The 16,911-nt window shown below is 46.9% G+C and carries 15 protein-coding genes; 10 read left to right on the plus strand and 5 right to left on the minus strand.

Features of this window, described 5'->3' with window-relative positions; all coding sequences use genetic code 11:
* Nucleotides 1–32 precede the first annotated feature (32 nt).
* A complete protein-coding gene (locus tag NLX78_RS05820; RefSeq protein ID WP_254349867.1) occupies nt 33–1,769 on the minus strand; it encodes an ABC transporter substrate-binding protein in 1,737 nt (578 codons plus the stop codon).
* 147 nt (nt 1,770–1,916) lie between these two features.
* Between NLX78_RS05820 and NLX78_RS05825 the strand changes: the two genes are divergently transcribed.
* From NLX78_RS05825 to NLX78_RS05840, 4 genes are all read left to right on the plus strand, one after another.
* The gene (locus NLX78_RS05825) at nt 1,917–3,503 is read left to right on the plus strand and encodes a DUF4153 domain-containing protein (protein ID WP_254349868.1); all 1,587 of its coding nucleotides are present in this window, start codon (nt 1,917–1,919) and stop codon (nt 3,501–3,503) included.
* 13 nt (nt 3,504–3,516) lie between these two features.
* A complete protein-coding gene (locus NLX78_RS05830) occupies nt 3,517–4,083 on the plus strand; it encodes a hypothetical protein (protein WP_209940658.1) in 567 nt (188 codons plus the stop codon).
* 9 nt (nt 4,084–4,092) lie between these two features.
* Nucleotides 4,093–4,242 carry a hypothetical protein gene (locus tag NLX78_RS05835; RefSeq protein WP_172828237.1) on the plus strand — a complete coding sequence of 50 codons (150 nt, stop codon included), beginning with the start codon at nt 4,093–4,095 and terminating at the stop codon, nt 4,240–4,242.
* A gap of 161 nt (nt 4,243–4,403) precedes the next feature.
* Nucleotides 4,404–4,841 carry a hypothetical protein gene (locus NLX78_RS05840; protein WP_069012257.1) on the plus strand — a complete coding sequence of 146 codons (438 nt, stop codon included), beginning with the start codon at nt 4,404–4,406 and terminating at the stop codon, nt 4,839–4,841.
* Nucleotides 4,842–4,914: 73 nt separating this feature from the next.
* On the opposite strand, the gene NLX78_RS05845 is transcribed toward NLX78_RS05840, so the two are convergent.
* Together NLX78_RS05845 and NLX78_RS05850 are read right to left on the minus strand one after the other, a co-directional pair.
* Nucleotides 4,915–6,030 carry a WG repeat-containing protein gene (locus NLX78_RS05845; protein WP_254349869.1) on the minus strand — a complete coding sequence of 372 codons (1,116 nt, stop codon included), beginning with the start codon at nt 6,028–6,030 and terminating at the stop codon, nt 4,915–4,917.
* Nucleotides 6,031–6,224: 194 nt separating this feature from the next.
* Nucleotides 6,225–6,938, minus strand: a complete 714-nt coding sequence (locus NLX78_RS05850; RefSeq protein WP_254349870.1) for an SAM-dependent methyltransferase — start codon at nt 6,936–6,938, stop codon at nt 6,225–6,227.
* A gap of 318 nt (nt 6,939–7,256) precedes the next feature.
* Here NLX78_RS05850 and NLX78_RS05855 point away from each other — a divergent pair, with 318 nt between their 5' ends.
* The 5 genes from NLX78_RS05855 to NLX78_RS05875 all read left to right on the plus strand — a co-directional run bounded on the left by NLX78_RS05855 (nt 7,257) and on the right by NLX78_RS05875 (nt 11,707).
* Nucleotides 7,257–7,574 carry a PTS sugar transporter subunit IIB gene (locus NLX78_RS05855; protein ID WP_013312603.1) on the plus strand — a complete coding sequence of 106 codons (318 nt, stop codon included), beginning with the start codon at nt 7,257–7,259 and terminating at the stop codon, nt 7,572–7,574.
* Entirely contained in the window at nt 7,567–7,899 is a 333-nt protein-coding gene (locus NLX78_RS05860; RefSeq protein ID WP_013312602.1) for a PTS sugar transporter subunit IIA, read from the plus strand. Before NLX78_RS05855 ends, NLX78_RS05860 begins: the two co-directional genes overlap by 8 nt.
* Nucleotides 7,900–7,983: 84 nt before the next feature.
* The gene (celB, locus tag NLX78_RS05865; protein WP_039271894.1) at nt 7,984–9,312 is read left to right on the plus strand and encodes a PTS cellobiose transporter subunit IIC; all 1,329 of its coding nucleotides are present in this window, start codon (nt 7,984–7,986) and stop codon (nt 9,310–9,312) included.
* A gap of 72 nt (nt 9,313–9,384) precedes the next feature.
* Entirely contained in the window at nt 9,385–10,794 is a 1,410-nt protein-coding gene (locus NLX78_RS05870; protein ID WP_254349951.1) for a glycoside hydrolase family 1 protein, read from the plus strand.
* A 202-nt stretch (nt 10,795–10,996) separates the two neighbouring features.
* Entirely contained in the window at nt 10,997–11,707 is a 711-nt protein-coding gene (locus tag NLX78_RS05875; RefSeq protein ID WP_039271892.1) for a GntR family transcriptional regulator, read from the plus strand.
* Between the two features lie 95 nt (nt 11,708–11,802).
* On the opposite strand, the gene NLX78_RS05880 is transcribed toward NLX78_RS05875, so the two are convergent.
* Complete coding sequence (locus NLX78_RS05880) at nt 11,803–13,344, minus strand: family 43 glycosylhydrolase (protein WP_254349871.1); 1,542 nt, start codon at nt 13,342–13,344, stop codon at nt 11,803–11,805.
* Nucleotides 13,345–13,749: 405 nt separating this feature from the next.
* On the opposite strand from NLX78_RS05880, the gene hmpA reads away from it, so the two are divergent.
* On the plus strand, nt 13,750–14,979 hold the full coding sequence (gene hmpA, locus NLX78_RS05885; RefSeq protein ID WP_254349872.1) for an NO-inducible flavohemoprotein: 1,230 nt from the start codon (nt 13,750–13,752) through the stop codon (nt 14,977–14,979).
* Between the two features lie 303 nt (nt 14,980–15,282).
* Here hmpA and serS read toward each other — a convergent pair whose 3' ends face one another.
* Nucleotides 15,283–16,572, minus strand: coding sequence for a serine--tRNA ligase (gene serS, locus NLX78_RS05890; RefSeq protein ID WP_254349873.1), 1,290 nt, complete (start codon nt 16,570–16,572; stop codon nt 15,283–15,285).
* Nucleotides 16,573–16,911 lie beyond the last annotated feature (339 nt).

The following is a 16,911-nucleotide window of genomic DNA, read 5'->3' on the forward strand; positions in this document are numbered from 1 at the left end:
TGTGAAGTGCATTTGAAGGAGCACTTTTGCCGTCAAGAGTGGGGAGTTGGAAGTTGAGCAGGCGGAAACCAGACATGACGCAGATCCACCCAGCCCTGACTGTTAAAAGATACGCCACGCACAGAAGGGAGATAGGCCGTCTGAACGGGCTTTTCATATAAAATATGCAGCTGGTGCTCATCCATGAGCCGAGTTTCGATATGTTCGAATTGCTGCGCCCTAACAGTATGATCGTCCTCCCGTGCAATTTCACGCAGCAGTCTTTCGATATCCACACGGCTATGAGGCTCCACATGCCCAGATACATTGAGATACAAGTCAAACAGGCGTAATTGCTCATCACGGTCACGAAAGAGAGAAAAGATGATTAAGTCTGACTCCATACGGATAGATGAGCTTTTGAATTCGTTCATAGATGCAGCCACGATGTTACAGGTATACCCACAGGATTCGAGCTGAGCCGCAACCCGGTCTGCGTCTGCTTTATACTCGGGAATGGTAGCAATTTGCAGCGCCGCCAGTGGTTCATAAGAATCGTTAGATGAATCCACTGCTGGAGGAAGGGAGCGATGATCCAGACATGCTACAATGCGGGCGCGTATTTCTGGGTTGCGCAACGGTCCATCCTTGTGTGTATTACATGTGATAAATTTGCGTACCGAAGCCGCCGAGTGAATCTGGCTCCATGCGGTATCCGTATCTCCCGCCGATACGGGATTATGGATAATGTGAAAAGAAGAAGCGGTGTCTTCCGTATCCGACGATTCCAGCTTAGTCGCCCATGGGAGTTGGACAATTTCCACTCGGTCCAGATGAGCCCGGCCTTGAAAATAAGGTGCGAAAGCCTCCAGTGTACACAGGCTTTCGTTCATTTCCGTGACTTTGAATGCCCCTGTACCGACAGGGCGGATGCCAAAGGCGGCTTCACCCACCTGATTAAGCTCACGCGGCACAATCGCAGCCCGGCTGGTACACAGGAAGGATAGAAACAGCTCGTTTGGCTCCTTTAGTACGAAGCGAACCATCGTTGGACTTAGCGCCTGGACGTGCTGAATTTGCCGGACGATAAAATGGTAAAGTCTCCTTCCCGGCGCCCGACTCAGTCGCTCAAAGGTATAGACGACGTCTTCAGCGGTCAGTATTTTTCCGTTATGAAACAACACTTCTTTACGCAGGAAAAAGGTCCACTGTGTACGAGTGGTATCCACCTCCCAAGCGTGCGCCAATCCCGGCAAAATCTCGCCGCTTTCGTTCGCCCGGCGGGCCAGACCATCAAAGACGTGGCTGGATACGAAGGACTCGGCGAGCCAGTTCAAATACAACGGGTCCAGCGTATAGAGCTGCTGGCGAATAGGCAGACGCAGCGTGTCGATCTGCTGCTGATCACTGCGCACCTCTGCGTGATGCCCAAAATAATTTAGCAACCAGCCTTGCAAATGCTCCTGCATGGTGGAGGAGCGTGAATGAACTCGAATTTCATCCAGCGCGCGTTTGATATCATGGCGGTCTATGGCTTGCATCATGGATTGCACGGCAATGTCTTCCGGTTGAATGAGGAAGCGCAGACTGGAGCGACGACCTCTGCCTCGGCGGGGAGTCCATTGTATCCAGTCATGCTGCTCCATTTTCTGAATGATCATCAGGGCGTTGCGGTGAGTACAGTCAAAAGTAGCCGCAAGCTCATCCAGCGTCGTCTCTATGGTATGGTTATCGTCCTTGTCGTCAGCTGCGTGTGAGTGAAGCCGTAAAAATTGGGCATGGAGTTTCATTCAAGGTTGCTCCGTTTCCTCCATATTTGATTAAAAGCGTCGTCACTTTTATAAAATAGGAAATTTCGTTTGAATTAATTTCTCTTTATCTTCTTATTTTATCATCTACAATAAGGGTTATAAAGCATATTTGTGGAGGTATTTACCATGCATGACAAGATGAATGGAACGTCTTTGCCGAAAACGTCGTTTCTGTCCGCCTTTGCTGGCGCCATTGTGTTGGCGCTGGTTCATCAATATCTGTTTTACGGACATGGGCTGGGCGTGTCTATGCCAATTTTTGTTATTGGGTTTTACGCCTATATGTATGCCTTTAATCGAGATCGTTTCCAGTCCAGATCATGGATAGGGCGTTTGCTGTTTGTGATCATTATGATGCTGGCATTGACATACGCGCTGTTCAATAATCCGGTCCTATACGTGTTAAATGCGCTGGCGATACCTGCTCTGATTAGCGTACACATGGTGCTGCTGTTTGGGGAGAAAAGGCATAGCTGGTCAGAACCCGGTATTATTGGTCAGGCGTTAAGCCATTGGTTTTATCAAAACTTTCGTCATATCGTGACCCCCTTTCGGATGGTCAAGACAGTAGCCCTTCGGAATGTAAAGGATGAGCGTAAGCGTGTATTGGGTAAAGTGATGATTGGTTTACTTATTGCCTTGCCGCTACTGTTCATTATCATATCTTTGCTGGCTTCGGCGGATGGGATGTTCGAAAAGTTGTTAGCTGGAGTACCCGAATGGATCGGAACGCTGTCCTTTGGGAATGGCATGCTGCGGCTGATCTGGACCTGCTTTTTCACCTTCTGTTTCTTCTGTTATTTGTGGGGATTTGTACAGCCTGCTCCGCGTAATACGCAGAGAGAGACCCAATCATGGCACGGGTTAAATGAGCGCACGAATGGCCAAACCACCGAGCATGATGGTCACTCTTCAGTGATGATTGACCGACCAACGGTGCCTTACCACGAGCCGGTCGCGATTAAATTTGACCCTGTCATTACCGCTACGGTGCTGATTGTCATGAATCTGGTGTATGTTGTGTTCGTTGTGTTGCAGTTCGGATATTTGTTTGGTGCATGGGAAGGTGCTCTGCCCGAAGGAACCTCGTATGCCGAATATGCGAGAAGAGGATTCGGGGAGCTGGTTATGGTAACAGGTATCAACTTTGTGCTGATGATCAGTGTATTGAAGTGGACTGAATTTGGCTCAGGTATAGTGCAAAAAATGAACAGTGGCCTGCTGTACATACTCGTGGGTTGTTCGGGTGTGATGCTGTATTCGGGATATACCCGGCTGGTTATGTACGAAGAAGCATACGGCTATACGTACACCCGCTATTTGGTACACGCGTTTATGATTTTTCTGGGCTTGCTACTGCTTATTGCAGCAATGCGCATTCATTTCCGTCAACTGCCGTTGGCGAAATATTATATTGTACTCGCTCTGGTCGCCTATGTCGTCGTGAACTATGTGGGCATTGATATACGGATTGCTGAAAATAATCTCGAACGGTATCGCACGACATCGGTGATAGATAAGGAATATTTGAGTGAGCTATCGGCAGACGCGATTCCGCTGCTGATTGACTTTAGTCGTAAGGAACATGGATCACTAGATGAGTTTTTACAAGCCCGTTTGACGAGCATGACGAGAGAAGAATCGGCTTGGCCTGAATTCAATTGGGCAAAGTATCGAGCGCAACGGGAATTGCACGACTATATTTTGGAATGAGAGGTGTTTGGGAATGATCGGAACAGAAACGGTACAGGGTATGGTACTGGAGCTACAGGATGAAATGTCACAGTATCAGCATCAGTTTGGTGTAAGACGGAACGATTTTCTCGTGGAGGCTATGTCTTACGGAATGAGTGAGGAGGAAGCTCGGTCTTATGCTATCCAGAGTATCGGTCCGGTCGTTCCCGTCGCCTATATGCCTACGTTGGCTCCTGGTAAAATCCGACCACTCAGTCCAATGCTGGCAGCGCGGTACCGATATGCGGGGGATTGGAAGGATATCGACGAGCATCTGCTCCTACCTGATGAAGTCCTGCGGATCGCAGGTACAGAGCAGTTCCGCAGCTGGATCAGCGATATGCGGAATTACTGGGTGGAATCGGCTCCATACCGATTCGGGGATGATCGTCTTTCGCTGCTATCGGTTGCGAGCGAGGAAGAGGGTCACTTTTCCATGCTCGTCTGGAAGGAGCCCGGTGAAGAGCCAGAAGTATGGACGTATGCTTCGCAGCATGAATACCGATTCAGTCATTTACTCCATTGGTTCAAGTGGCTGAACGGGCGGAGTGAAGAATGAGAGGTACAGATGATGAAAAAGAATCGTAATTGGGTCGTGCTATTTATCGGCATCGCTCTGATGATGGGGGCAGCAGACTATTTAACACAAGCTAAGCCTACGACTACTCCTGAGCTTATCGTTCCAACCGTAATCAGTGAAGAAAGCCTTCAGTTATGAGAATGAGGTTAATTTTTTGTAGTATTACGTTGTTAAAGTAAGCCGGAAATCACCCTAATAGTTGAGAGGGAATTGAGGCCAACATCAATGAATGTGGAGCCATTCAGATGTTCAAGCGACTCCGTCGTTTCCTCTACAACTTATATTCAGGGGGAATTTCAATGGCTAGAAGTGCAAGTACTTACGCATCTGTAATTGACGGTTTTAAGGTAGAAACGAACAAAAAGTATTCGCCAGTAGGTGGAACGAAGTGTAATATTTTTGCACAAGATGTGATGTCTGCGATGTCGGCTTCCCTGCCAAGTGGCTTAGCCAATCAAATGGCTGATGCTTTACTGGGCAACAATGCGCCGGGATGGTACACTGTAACCTTTCAGGATGCTCAAAAAAGAGCAAATCTCGGGTATCCTACCATCGGAATCAAAAAAGCAGATGGGCATGGTCATGTGGTCGTTGTCAGACCGAAGGGTTCATCGATCACGATTTTGAAGGAGGTACAGGTTGCACAGGCGGGGACCAAAAATTACAACAGTAATACCATTAATTATTCGTGGGTGGCAGCAGATCTGCCTGGAGTAAAATTCTACACACACGACTAATTGTATACAAGATATTGGAAATCTAATGACCCCGGAAGCAGATCCACTCGATCTGTCTCCGGGGTCGTCTTTTTTATTTTGAAACGGAATGTTTAGATACAATAAACGCTTTGCCTGGCTTGATAAAAGCAACAGCATAGCCATTGGAGAAGGAGGAGGATTCCGCTCTGTACTCAAGTTTAGTTAGCAGTTGCCCTTGACGATTGATGTAGCCAAATTTGCCGTCTGAGACGGATGATTGTGTTTGTTTACCGACTAAAGCTAAGCCTTCTTTGAACGGAGAAGTAACATCATACTTTTGTTGATATTTAATGACCAGCGTTCCGTTTTTATCAATAAATCCGACTTCGTTTTTTGCATTTTTCACACTCGCCAGGCCTTCACTAAAATCCTGGGCATCCGTAAATTTAAAGGGAATCGCGACTTTTCCCTGTTTGTTGATGAATCCCCATTTTCCCTTAGTATTTTGCACAGGGGCCAATCCTTCCGAGAAGTCTCCACCGGATTGATATTGAGGAGGAATAACTTCTTTTCCTGCTGTATTGATATATCCGTATAGCCCTTTGCTATTCTGAACAATAGCCAAGCCATCCGAGAAACCACGACTGTATTTATATTTATAAGGAATTGCTAGTTGACCAGAGGCATTCACAAAACCGATCTTGCCAGTGTTGGGGGCGTAGGCAAGAGCCAGACCGTCCGTAAATATATATTCTGAATCCCCATTTTCTTTAAAATGAGAAATGATTTTTCCCGTTCGATCTATAATTGCATTTTCTTTGGTGTCTGCTATGGTAACCTTGGCTTTTCCTTCGGAAAAGAAATTGGCTTCGGTATATTGGCAAGGGATGACCAGTGTCCCTTTGGTGTTAATGTATCCATAGAGATTGGTTTTTGTATTTTTGACTACGGCTCGCTGCTCATGAAAATCACCAATGGGTTTAAGCTCGGCGGGAAGTGAGAAAGCTTTCTCTCCTTTGGTATTGTAATACACGAGGTTTCCAGCAGATGTTTCAGCAGCCAATAAGCCATCATGAAAAGCACCATCGCTCAGCGGGCGAGCAACGTTGTAATCCAGAGCAGTTTTAGAAACTTCAATGGTTGTTGTGCCGGATGCGGCCCAGCCTGTTCCCATAACGGAGAGGCTAGTAACCAGAATCAATGCAGCTAATCCTAACTTTTTTAACATGCATAAGCTCCTTTGTGAGTTGATTTTTTAACTTCAGGCTTCGAAAAATCTTACCTTCATACGTAAGGTATTCCATAATATAGACGATAAAAATGTAGGAATGTTTCTTAATATTCTAAATTTTTCTAATTTTCATCTCGGTAACCAGAAAGGGAGCAAGCTAATCGCTTGCTCCCTCTACACCTAAACCTGCCCTATATCTTTCGTATGCTTAACAGAGAGTTGCCGTTACGCATAAACTCATACGGAACCTTGGCCTCTGTTACCCGTAAGCCTTCTGCCTCCAGCTCAAGAATCAAACGATCTAGCAGATCGTAACGAGTTCCCGTTAAATCGGTCAGGGGAAAAATGCGGACTTCCTCTGAAGCCACTCGCAGCAGTTCGTGTACCGTATTCTTATGAAACTCATAGTCGAGTCGATCACTATACATAAACAGAAAATGGGCAGACAGCACGATATTAAACTGTTCATCTTCAAAGGGAAGCTCCGGCAGTACCGCAGCAACGTAGCGTTCTGGGTGCTTCCTCATATCCTGCGTGCAATCCTGGAGTGCTTGATGGCGCTGCTCGCTAAGCCCTTGCACATCTCTATAACAGCTCCAAACATAATTATCTTTTGCACGTTCTAGCGTTTCCATTGCATGCTCAATATCCAATAGGCCTTTGCGTTTCAGATCATCAATCTTGTGGTCGTAGGCGATATCACTTGCGGTGATATCCAGCGAGGCTTTGGTGCCCAGAGCGGTGAAGGAACATGCTCCCGCAGGACAGTCCAAAATCTTTTTGCCTACAAGTTCAGGAATGTGCAAATTGAACATTTGGACGTATTCCTCAAACGTGCGGCCGATGAACACGACCCGGTCTAACTCTTGCTTGGTTTTACTTTGACTCTTCTCATCTCTACTCATCTCTTCTCACCTCAGCTATTCTTTGGCTACGGAGGAGCAATCAAGTTTACTCCGTAAGCTCATGTTAACATTTTACAGAATCGAATAACATATCATTTGGCAAAACTTCTTATAGTGAAAATCGATTCTATTGAGAGATTAAAGATAAGAGATCACGTTCATTTTCAAGAAAAAAAGTGAAGAAACAGTGTCATTTTAAAAAAAGTCTATACATATATATTAAATGTATAGACAAATCAAAAGACTGGATTTATAATTACGCTGTAAACGTTTTCTAGTAGTTAACATCCAATCAGACCTTGAAGGGAAGGAACAATCATGAAGAAAATTTTGCTGGCGTGCAGCTCAGGTATGTCTACAAGTTTGCTGGTTACTAAGATGCAGGATTATGCTAAGTCCATTGGAGACGAGGCTGAAATTTGGGCAGTAGGTCAAGATCAGGCGGCAGAAGACATGGCTAAGGCTGACGCAGTATTGATTGGCCCGCAAATGAGTTTTCTTAAAGGACAGCTGGAAAAGGAAGCAGCCCAATATGGTATTCATGTAGAAGTGATTGACATGATGGCATACGGGATGGTTGACGGTAAGAAAGCCTATGAGCAAGCAGTGAAGCTGGTGGAACGCAAAAATGGATAAAGTCAATATAGCCGAACTGACGGAAGAACAAATTAGTTTCCAACTTATTCTTCATAGTGGAAGCGCTCGCAGTAAAGTGATTCAGGCGCTGACCGAATATCGAAATGAGAATGTAGAGGGTGCGGACGAACTGCTCAAACAAGCCAAGCAGGATTTACGTGCTGCACATGATATCCATTTTCAAATGGTTAAGAAGGAAGCGGGAGGTACCCAAACTCCTTTCTCGCTCCTTCTAATGCATGCCGAGGATCATCTGATGTCCACGGTTACCATGAAGGATCTGGTTCTAGAATTGCTGGAGCTGTTCAAATCCAGAAATTTATAACGGAACATGTAAGTTTGTGAAATTTGGGACATGAAAAGCTTGCAATCCTATTAATGCAAGTCACTTCGCGGGGAGGAATAGGCTTTGTTTGAGAAATTAAGCCGGATACTGATACCTATTGCCGGTAAACTGAACAACAACCGCTATCTTACTGTACTGCGTGATGCATTTATGTTGTCATTTCCATTAACAGTTTTTGGCTCCATCATTGTCGTTATTATCAATCTGCCGTTTCTAAAAGATTGGATGGGCGACGGTAATTATGCGACTTTTAACAGTCTGCTGAACATTGCGCCGAGTGCCACCCTGAACATCATGACCTTATTCGTGGTTGTCGGGATAGGCTATTATTTATCCCGAAGTTATAAGGTCGAGCCCATATTCGGTGGCATGATCGCGTTGGTCAGCTTCTTGATGCTCACCCCGTTTGTGCTGACACAAGAAAGCGGTGCCACGATTGCTGGTGTCATTCCGTTGGATCGGATTGGGGCCAAAGGCATGTTCCTTGGCATGATCGTTGCTTTTATAGCTGCTGAAATTTACCGAAGAGTGACACAGCGGAACATTGTTATCAAAATGCCTCCAGGCGTTCCGCCAGCCGTTGCCAAATCGTTTGCCGCTTTGCTTCCGGCGTGTATCACATTGGGCATATTTTTGATCATTAATGTTGTAGTTACACTGACTCTTCATAATAACCTGCATGATCTGATTTATCATGCTGTACAGGCACCTCTGGTGCACTTGGGCAGTGGTATTATACCTACATTAATTGCTATTTTCTTTGTTCAGCTTTTATGGTTCTTTGGGCTTCATGGTCAGATTATTATCAACTCAGTCATGGAACCGATCTGGAATACGCTGGCACTTGAAAACTACGAAGCGTACTCCAAAGGAGCGGAACTGCCGCATATTATCACCAAGCAGTTTGTGGATATTTATACCGTAGGTATCGGTGGTACAGGTATGACACTGGCCGTAGTGCTCACGATTCTGATCTTCCTGAAGAGTAAGCAATTGAAGCAGGTCAGTAAGCTGGCCCTTGGACCGGGTCTGTTTAATGTCAACGAGCCCGTCATATTCGGTTTGCCGGTTGTGATGAATCCGCTTATTTTTGTCCCATGGGTCATTGCTCCAATGATCGTTACGCTGATTACTTACTTCGCCATGTCTACTGGGATTGTACCGCCGCCAAACGGAATACAGGTTCCTTGGACGATGCCGTTGTTCTTTAGTGGAATGATGGCTACGGGATCTCTGATGGGAGGCGTACTGCAGTTGTTTAATATGGCTGTCGTCTTTGTCATCTGGTTCCCGTTCCTAAAAATTATTGATCGGATGAACGTTCGTAAAGAGCAGGAAGAGGAGCTTAACCAAACAGCCATTGCAGGTAAGGATCAAACTGTTGGAATGTAATGTGAATAAGCTGCTAGATTAGCAGCTTATTCATGCAAAAGAGAGAGGAGTAGAGCTGTGAATCATACCGAAATGAAAGATATAGAGCAGCAAACCATTCAATACCGTTTTCCATCCGACTTCTGGTGGGGCTCATCGGCCTCGGCTACCCAGACAGAAGGAACCGTGGAGGGAGACGGCAAAGGACCGAACATTTGGGATTATTGGTTTGAGCAGGAGCCGAACCGTTTTTATGACGGCGTTGGACCTGGCGAAACGTCCCGTTTCTATACCCGCTATAAAGAAGATATTGCACTCATGAAAGAGCTTGGTCACAACTCCTTCCGGTTCTCTATTTCCTGGTCGCGTCTGTTTCCGGCAGGAAGAGGTAAATTGAACCAGCAGGCAGTTCAATTCTATAATGCCGTCATTGAGGAGTTGCATCAGGCGGGTATTGAGCCATTTGTGAACTTGTATCATTTTGATTTGCCGATGGCTTTACAGGAAAAAGGAGGCTGGGTGAACCGGGAGACGGTCGAAGCTTACGTAGATTACGCTAACACTTGCTTTGAGCTATTCGGGGATCGTGTAGCCAAATGGTTTACGCATAACGAGCCGATTGTCCCGGTGGAAGGCGGCTATCTATACGATTTCCACTATCCGAATGAAGTGGATTTCGGTAAAGCCGTACAGGTGGGATATCATACCCTGTTATCGAGCGCCAGTGCTATTAAGGCTTACAGAGAGGGCGGTTATAAGGGGAAAATTGGAATTATTTTGAACCTGACGCCGACTTATCCGCGTAGTCAGCATCCGGCAGACGTGCAGGCTGCTGAAATATGCGATGCGTTCTTTAACCGTTCCTTTTTAGACCCATCTGTGACGGGAGAATTCAATCCTTTGCTCGTGGAGCTGTTACGCCAAGAGGGATATGTACCAAGCATGGAAGACGGAGATCGGGAGATTATACGCCAGGGCACTGTGGACCTACTGGGTATTAACTATTATCAGCCCCGCAGAGTCAAGGCTCGTGAAAGTCTGCCGAACCTGGATGCTCCTTTTGTGCCGGAACGTTTCTTCGATTATTACGTCATGCCTGGCCGCAAGATGAATGAGATGCGGGGCTGGGAGATTTATGAGAAAGGCATTTACGACATTCTGACCAATGTCAGAGAAAATTATGGAAACATTGAATGCTTCATTTCAGAAAACGGAATGGGCGTTCAAGGTGAAGAAAAGTTCAGAGATGAACAGGGCATGATCCGCGATGACTATCGCATTGATTTTATCCGTGAGCATCTCAAGTGGGTTCAACGGGCCATTTCAGAGGGCTCCAATGTGAAGGGCTATCACTTATGGACGTTTATGGACAACTGGTCCTGGACGAATGCTTATAAAAATCGCTATGGTTTTGTGTCTGTCGATCTTCAGAACGGTGGCAAGAGATCCGTTAAACAGAGTGGGCACTGGTTCAAACAGGTGATCGAGAATAACGGATTCTAAGGTGGTCCTCTGGACCGCCTTTTTTTCTTCATCATCATCAAAGAACTGTGCTGTACGCCGCTGGTGAGAAAGTATAATGTTCGGTATACTTACTTATACCGTGATACCTTAACGTCCCGCCTGCAGAACCAAAAGAACCAGCGCTACCGATGTTTTGGTAAAATGCTGACATAAAACAAATTTTAGTACAGGTGGTAGACCAATGAACAAATACGAACGGATTGCACAAGAGGTCAAGAAGCGTATTATAGACAAGACCTATAGCAGTGATGATCCGATTCCCGATGAAATTTCACTGGCCAGTGAGTTCCGGGTAAGTCGGATGACGATTAAGAGGGCATTGGATACCTTGGTGTCGGAAGGGCTGTTGAATCGTAAAAGAGGACACGGAACCTTTATCGTCAAATCGATCTACAATGGCCCGGTTAATGTCGTTGTGAATGAAATGCTGGGGCTGACAAACGTGCTGCGCGGGAAAGAAATCAAAAGTAAAATCATAGCCTTTGACGTTCAATTTCCATCTGAAGAGGTAGCGGCGCATCTATTTATTGATGCCAATTCTCCTGTGTATCGTGTAGTCCGTCTGCGTATTGTAGAGGGCGAGCCGTATGTGATAGAGCGCACATACATGCCTACGAAGCTGATCAGCGGTATTACCGAGCAGGTGTTGCACGGCTCAGTGTACAAACATATTAAGGAGGAGCTGGGCCTTAATATTGTCAGTTCACATCGTACCATCCGCGCGTCCAAGTCGACCGAGCTAGATTGGGAGTATTTGGATTGTGGTGCGGATGATCCAGTTTTAGAAATTGAGCAGGTAGGTTATCTGGATACGGGTATACCGTTTGAATACTCATTCTCACGGCATCGGTATGATAAATTTGTGTTTACCACAGTAAATCGGGTACGTTGAGCGAATGAGTACGAAACAGGTGGTAAAGCAAACATGGCAGAAGAAGCCTATCTAATATGGGATTCTCCTGCCATGTTCTTTTTTAATGAAGCAAGTTAATTGCCAAGCAATCTTACTTCATGCACCGTCGGGGTATACCAGTTGTTCGGATTATTGAATAGCACTGCATTTACAAGGTTGATTCGCACGTAGCGAGCTTGAAAGTTGACTTTGTCACTGGTAAAACCATACGTGGTATTACCTGTGCGGTCAATCGTGGAGTAGTTAACTCCATCCGTGCTGTATTCAATTTTATATTTGTAATACGCTTCAGATCCTTTGTACATAAACCATGAAATATCCACTTCGCTGATGGTCTTGGTACTGCCCAAATCGACCTGCCACCAAGCGGGCCAGGATGCGGAAGCAGCTTTCCACGAGGTTTGGGCGTTGCCATCGTTCGCCAGTGAAGCTGGAGAACTGGATGCGGCTGAGCTCGCAGTCGCTGTTTTGTCCTGTGCGTGATTCACAAGGGACGGTAGGATTACTGTGCCTGTCGCATCATCCAGATCCCAGCTACTGTACCAGTTCAGGGTTGCTGTTTTATTGGAGTCATTCAGGGTTAGTGGCAACCAGATGAATTTGTGGTCGCTCAGATTGAGCGGATTCCATCGGTCGCCCATATAGATGTAGCTGGTTCCTGCGCTACCCGTAATCGTGGCGATGGAATGGATTTGCGAGCCGTAAGCTGCCGGGTCACCGAAGGGCGACAGAGCAGACCAGCTTCCAGTCATGGAACTGGCGGTTGCGTAAGCGCCCTGATTCGGATACCAGCCGGAAGCCTGCGAGGTGAACAGGTAGTAGGTATTGTTCTTTTTCACAACAGCAGGAGCTTCGCGATAGCCATTTTCAAAAATCCAGCCAACGAACGACTGCACGCCTGTATAATCGGCTGTCAGCTTGAAGATCGCCATCGTATCGTTGGCGCCGCCATTTTTACGGGAAGCTGTAATAAGGTAGCCGCTACCGTCCGTATCCGTGAACACCGTCATATCCCGAGACTCGTAATTCAGCGGGCGGAAGCTGCCTTGGTAGGCAAAATTTCCGTCGGGTGTATCGCTGGTAGCGACGGCTACACGACCGAGTGAGTAGTCCGTGCCATTTTCATAGTGCGCCCATAGTACATATTTTCCGGTGGTTTTGTTGTAGATGACTTTAGGACGCTCGATTTTGCTGGAGTTCAGCTCAGGGGCGGAATCTTTGGTGAGAATACTGCTGCGGAAGGACCAATTTTTCAAATCGGTTGAGGTATATACGTTCACTTTTTCAAATTTCCAGTTTTCGGCGTGCTCGCCGTACCAATAATAAGTAGAACCTACTTTTAGAATATTACCGCTGTTCGCCTGAATCGGGTTACCTGCGGTGTCTTTCCAATCCGTTCCGTTCGTAATGGCTGTGCTTGCTGTTGCGCTCAGGGGTAGTTCAGCATTGGCGACGTCCAAACCATTCAGCGCTTGGTTCACCTCGGTCCCGTAGGTTGCTTGCGTAACGCCTGTTGTATGGGCATGTGCTGTATCGGGTTGAAGACCCGCACTGGCCACTGCGAATAGGATACAAATCCATGCGGCTAACCATTTGCTGCTGTTGATCCACTTCACGATATCATCTGCCTCCTTTAACACGGATAGGATAGGCCGAAACGGCTTGTCCGGCACTTCATCTTCGATTTTATCTTAATTGGAAGCGTTTACAAGTGGAATAAATTGAAGTCTTTAGCATGGTGAAACTGTTGTTACGAGAAAGGAAAAATCTGAACACTACATACAAAATAGGTATATAGATATTTGAAACTTTGGGGAAAGCTCGTCAGTTATGTGGAAAGTGTGTTTTAATTGTGCGTTTTGTCATTGACACGTTCACATTATTTCAAATTTAAAGTGACTGGAATCACATAAACGGTTACTTTATGTGGGTATACTGGGTTTTAAATTGAGGATTAACAAATGGGACATATGTTGAAATACCCTTTGTTATCTTATTTTGGAGAGAAGAGGGATACAAAGATGCTAAGTGAGCAAACCATTGCAACGATCAAATCGACTGTACCTGTTTTGGAGGTACACGGAACTACAATCACCAAGCGTTTTTACCAGATGATGTTTGAGGCCCATCCCGAGCTTCTCAATATATTCAATCACGCGAATCAGAAGCAAGGACGTCAACAGGGAGCGCTGGCCAATGCTGTATATGCGGCTGCACAGCACATTGACCGCCTGGAGGAAATTCTTCCGGTGGTACGCCAGATTGCACATAAGCATCGCAGTTTGGGAATTAAGCCCGAGCATTATCCTATCGTCGGAAAATATCTGCTCGCTGCGATCAAGGACGTACTGGGAGATGCGGCTACAGACGAGATCATTGCCGCATGGGCCGAAGCCTACGGTGTGATCGCTAACGTATTTATAGACATGGAAGCTGAAATGTACAAGGAGGCTGGACAGCAGCAGGGAGGCTGGTCAGACTTTAAGAGCTTTGTTGTGCAGAAAAAGGTTAAGGAAAGCGACCAAATTACGTCCTTTTATTTGGTGCCGCAGGATGGGCAGGTGTTGCCTGAATTCGAGCCTGGACAATATATCAGCTTAAAGATGGAAATTCCGGGCGAACACAATACCCACATTCGTCAATACAGTCTTTCGGATGCACCGGGCCAATCTCACTATCGGATATCTGTAAAGCGTGAGGATGCTGTAGAGTCCCGCCCGGCAGGTAAAGTATCCGTGTATCTGCATGAGCAGGTGCAAGAGGGCGATGTGCTTCAAGTATCTGCACCGGCGGGTGATTTTACGCTGGATCGGACAGATCGCAGACCTGTCGTGCTGATCAGCGGAGGGGTCGGACTAACCCCGATGGTTAGTATGCTGGCTTTCTTGGTGAAATCTGCTCCGCATCGGCCTATCACTTTTGTCCACGCAGCAGTCAATGGGGATAACCATGCTTTGCGTAATGAGGTAGAAAAGCTGGTCGCCACACATGCACAGGCTGTAGTTCGCTGGTGTTACAGCAGACCAACGGAGCAGGATCGGCTGGCACAGGCTTTTCACAAGGAAGGCCGTTTGGATCTGGCCTGGTTACAATCCGTGATACCGGATCGGAACGCCCAATATTATTTTTGCGGCCCTGAGGGATTCATGCAATCGGTATACGGCCTGTTGAAGGAGTGGAATATCCCTACTTCGGATATCCACTATGAATTCTTTGGTCCTGCCAGCGCATGGGAAGCAGAAGCACAATGACACAATGAAACATCAAAAAAGACGAAGGATATTTATCCTTCGTCAGGCTGTCGAGAAACCCCCTGTTTTTTTGCAGGGGGTTTAAAACTGTCTTAGTGGTCTAAAAACTAGGGTCCTCAGATCGTTTTAAATCGATTTTTGTTTTAAAAGATGCGTCTCCCCATATAAAAATAGAATTGTCGAAAAGTCCTCTGGACTTTCTCGACACTCTGACGAAGGATATTTATCCTTCGTCTTTTTTGCGATGATTACGATCGAAAATCCTACTCATTGGGTACTACTTTTCAAAGTGCGCTCCTGTTTTCATAACAAGGGAGTACGCAAAAATTCCATACTTCGCGGCATATATGGGCGTAAAGCCTCCGGAATACGGATCGAACCGTCCTCTTGCTGATGATGCTCCAGCAACGGAATCAGAATCCGGGGCGAAGCGACCGCTGTGTTGTTGAGCGTGTAGCAATATTGCAGCTTGCCATCCGCATTGCGGTACCGGATGTTGGAACGGCGCGCCTGGAAATCAAGCAGCTGGGACGACGAATGTGTCTCGCCGTAAGCTTGGCGGCTGGGCATCCATGTCTCAATGTCCACCTGCTTGTAGGTTTTTTGCGCCATGTCGCCTGTACAGACAGCCATCTTGCGATAAGGCAGCTCCAGCTGTTGAAGCAGGTCTTCCGCATTGCGCGTAATTTCTTGAAACATCTGTTCCGAAGCGTCCAGGCTTGCTTCGCAGATGACGACCTGCTCAACCTTGGCAAACTGGTGCACGCGATACAGTCCGTGTACATCCCTTCCGGCTGAGCCGACTTCATTGCGAAAGCATACAGACACGGCTGCCAGCCGAATCGGGTCCGCAACATCCACGATCTCACCGCTGTAATACGAGACCAGTGGTACTTCCGAAGTGCCTACAAGCCACTGATCCTCTCCTGTGATGCGGTACGTCTGATCCAGTCCGAGCGGGAAAAAACCAGTGCTGCGCATCGCCTCTGCACGTACCATCAGTGGAACGTCCAACAACTGGAATCCACGTTCAGTCAGCAGATCGACCGCAAGCTGCTGCACAGCCCGATGCAATGCAACCCCTGCTCCCGTCAGATAGTAGTTACGGGTACCGGCTGTTTTGACACCCCGAGGGACGTCGATAAGCTTGTGAAGCTCACCGAGCGCCATATGATCCTTTGGTTCAAATCCGAAGTTCGGAACCGACCCGACCCGCTCCAGTTCTACATTATCGTCATCCGATCTTCCCCGTGGCGTATCTGGCGATACGATATTAGGCATCAGAAGCAAAAGCTGTTGAAACTGTTCCTCTACTTCCTGTTGCGGGGCTTCCAGAAGATCTAGCCGTTCGTTAATTTCTTTGACCTGCCGCTTTGCCCCTTCTGCCTGTTCACTCTTGCCGGCATGGATTAGCGCGCCAATATCCTGACTACACTGATTACGCTTCTGTCGAAGCTGTTCCACTTCCTGAAGTAGCTGTTTTCTCTGATCATCCAGGGTCAACAGCTCCGCGACCGATACCTGTATTCCTTTGCCGTCTGCTGCCGTCTGAACTTGCTCTTGATGCTCTCTGATCCATTTGATATCCAACATGACACCGCACTCCTTTTCGGATAAAAATACAAAAAGCGCCCTCATCCACATGGGACGAGGAGCGCTTTGATCTCGCGGTGCCACCCAAATTGACCGGACAGCATGACAGATGTCATGACTCTCCAATCCACTTTGCTCCGCTGTAACGGGCGGGTCCGGTTTACTTAGTTACATATCGCCATATCCTACGCTAACGTATGGTCCTTGGCGTAAACGCCTCCGAGTTGGATGCTCTTCACAGGCATAATATCGTTTGCTTTTTTGTTAGTATACGGATTTTCGGCAGGGTAATCAAGGGCATGAGTCTGCACATTGGATTAATTCCTTTTTTCATCGTGA

The sequence above is a fragment of the Paenibacillus sp. Lou8.1 genome (assembly GCF_024213565.1).
Taxonomy (GTDB): Bacteria; Bacillota; Bacilli; order Paenibacillales; family Paenibacillaceae; genus Paenibacillus; species Paenibacillus polymyxa_B.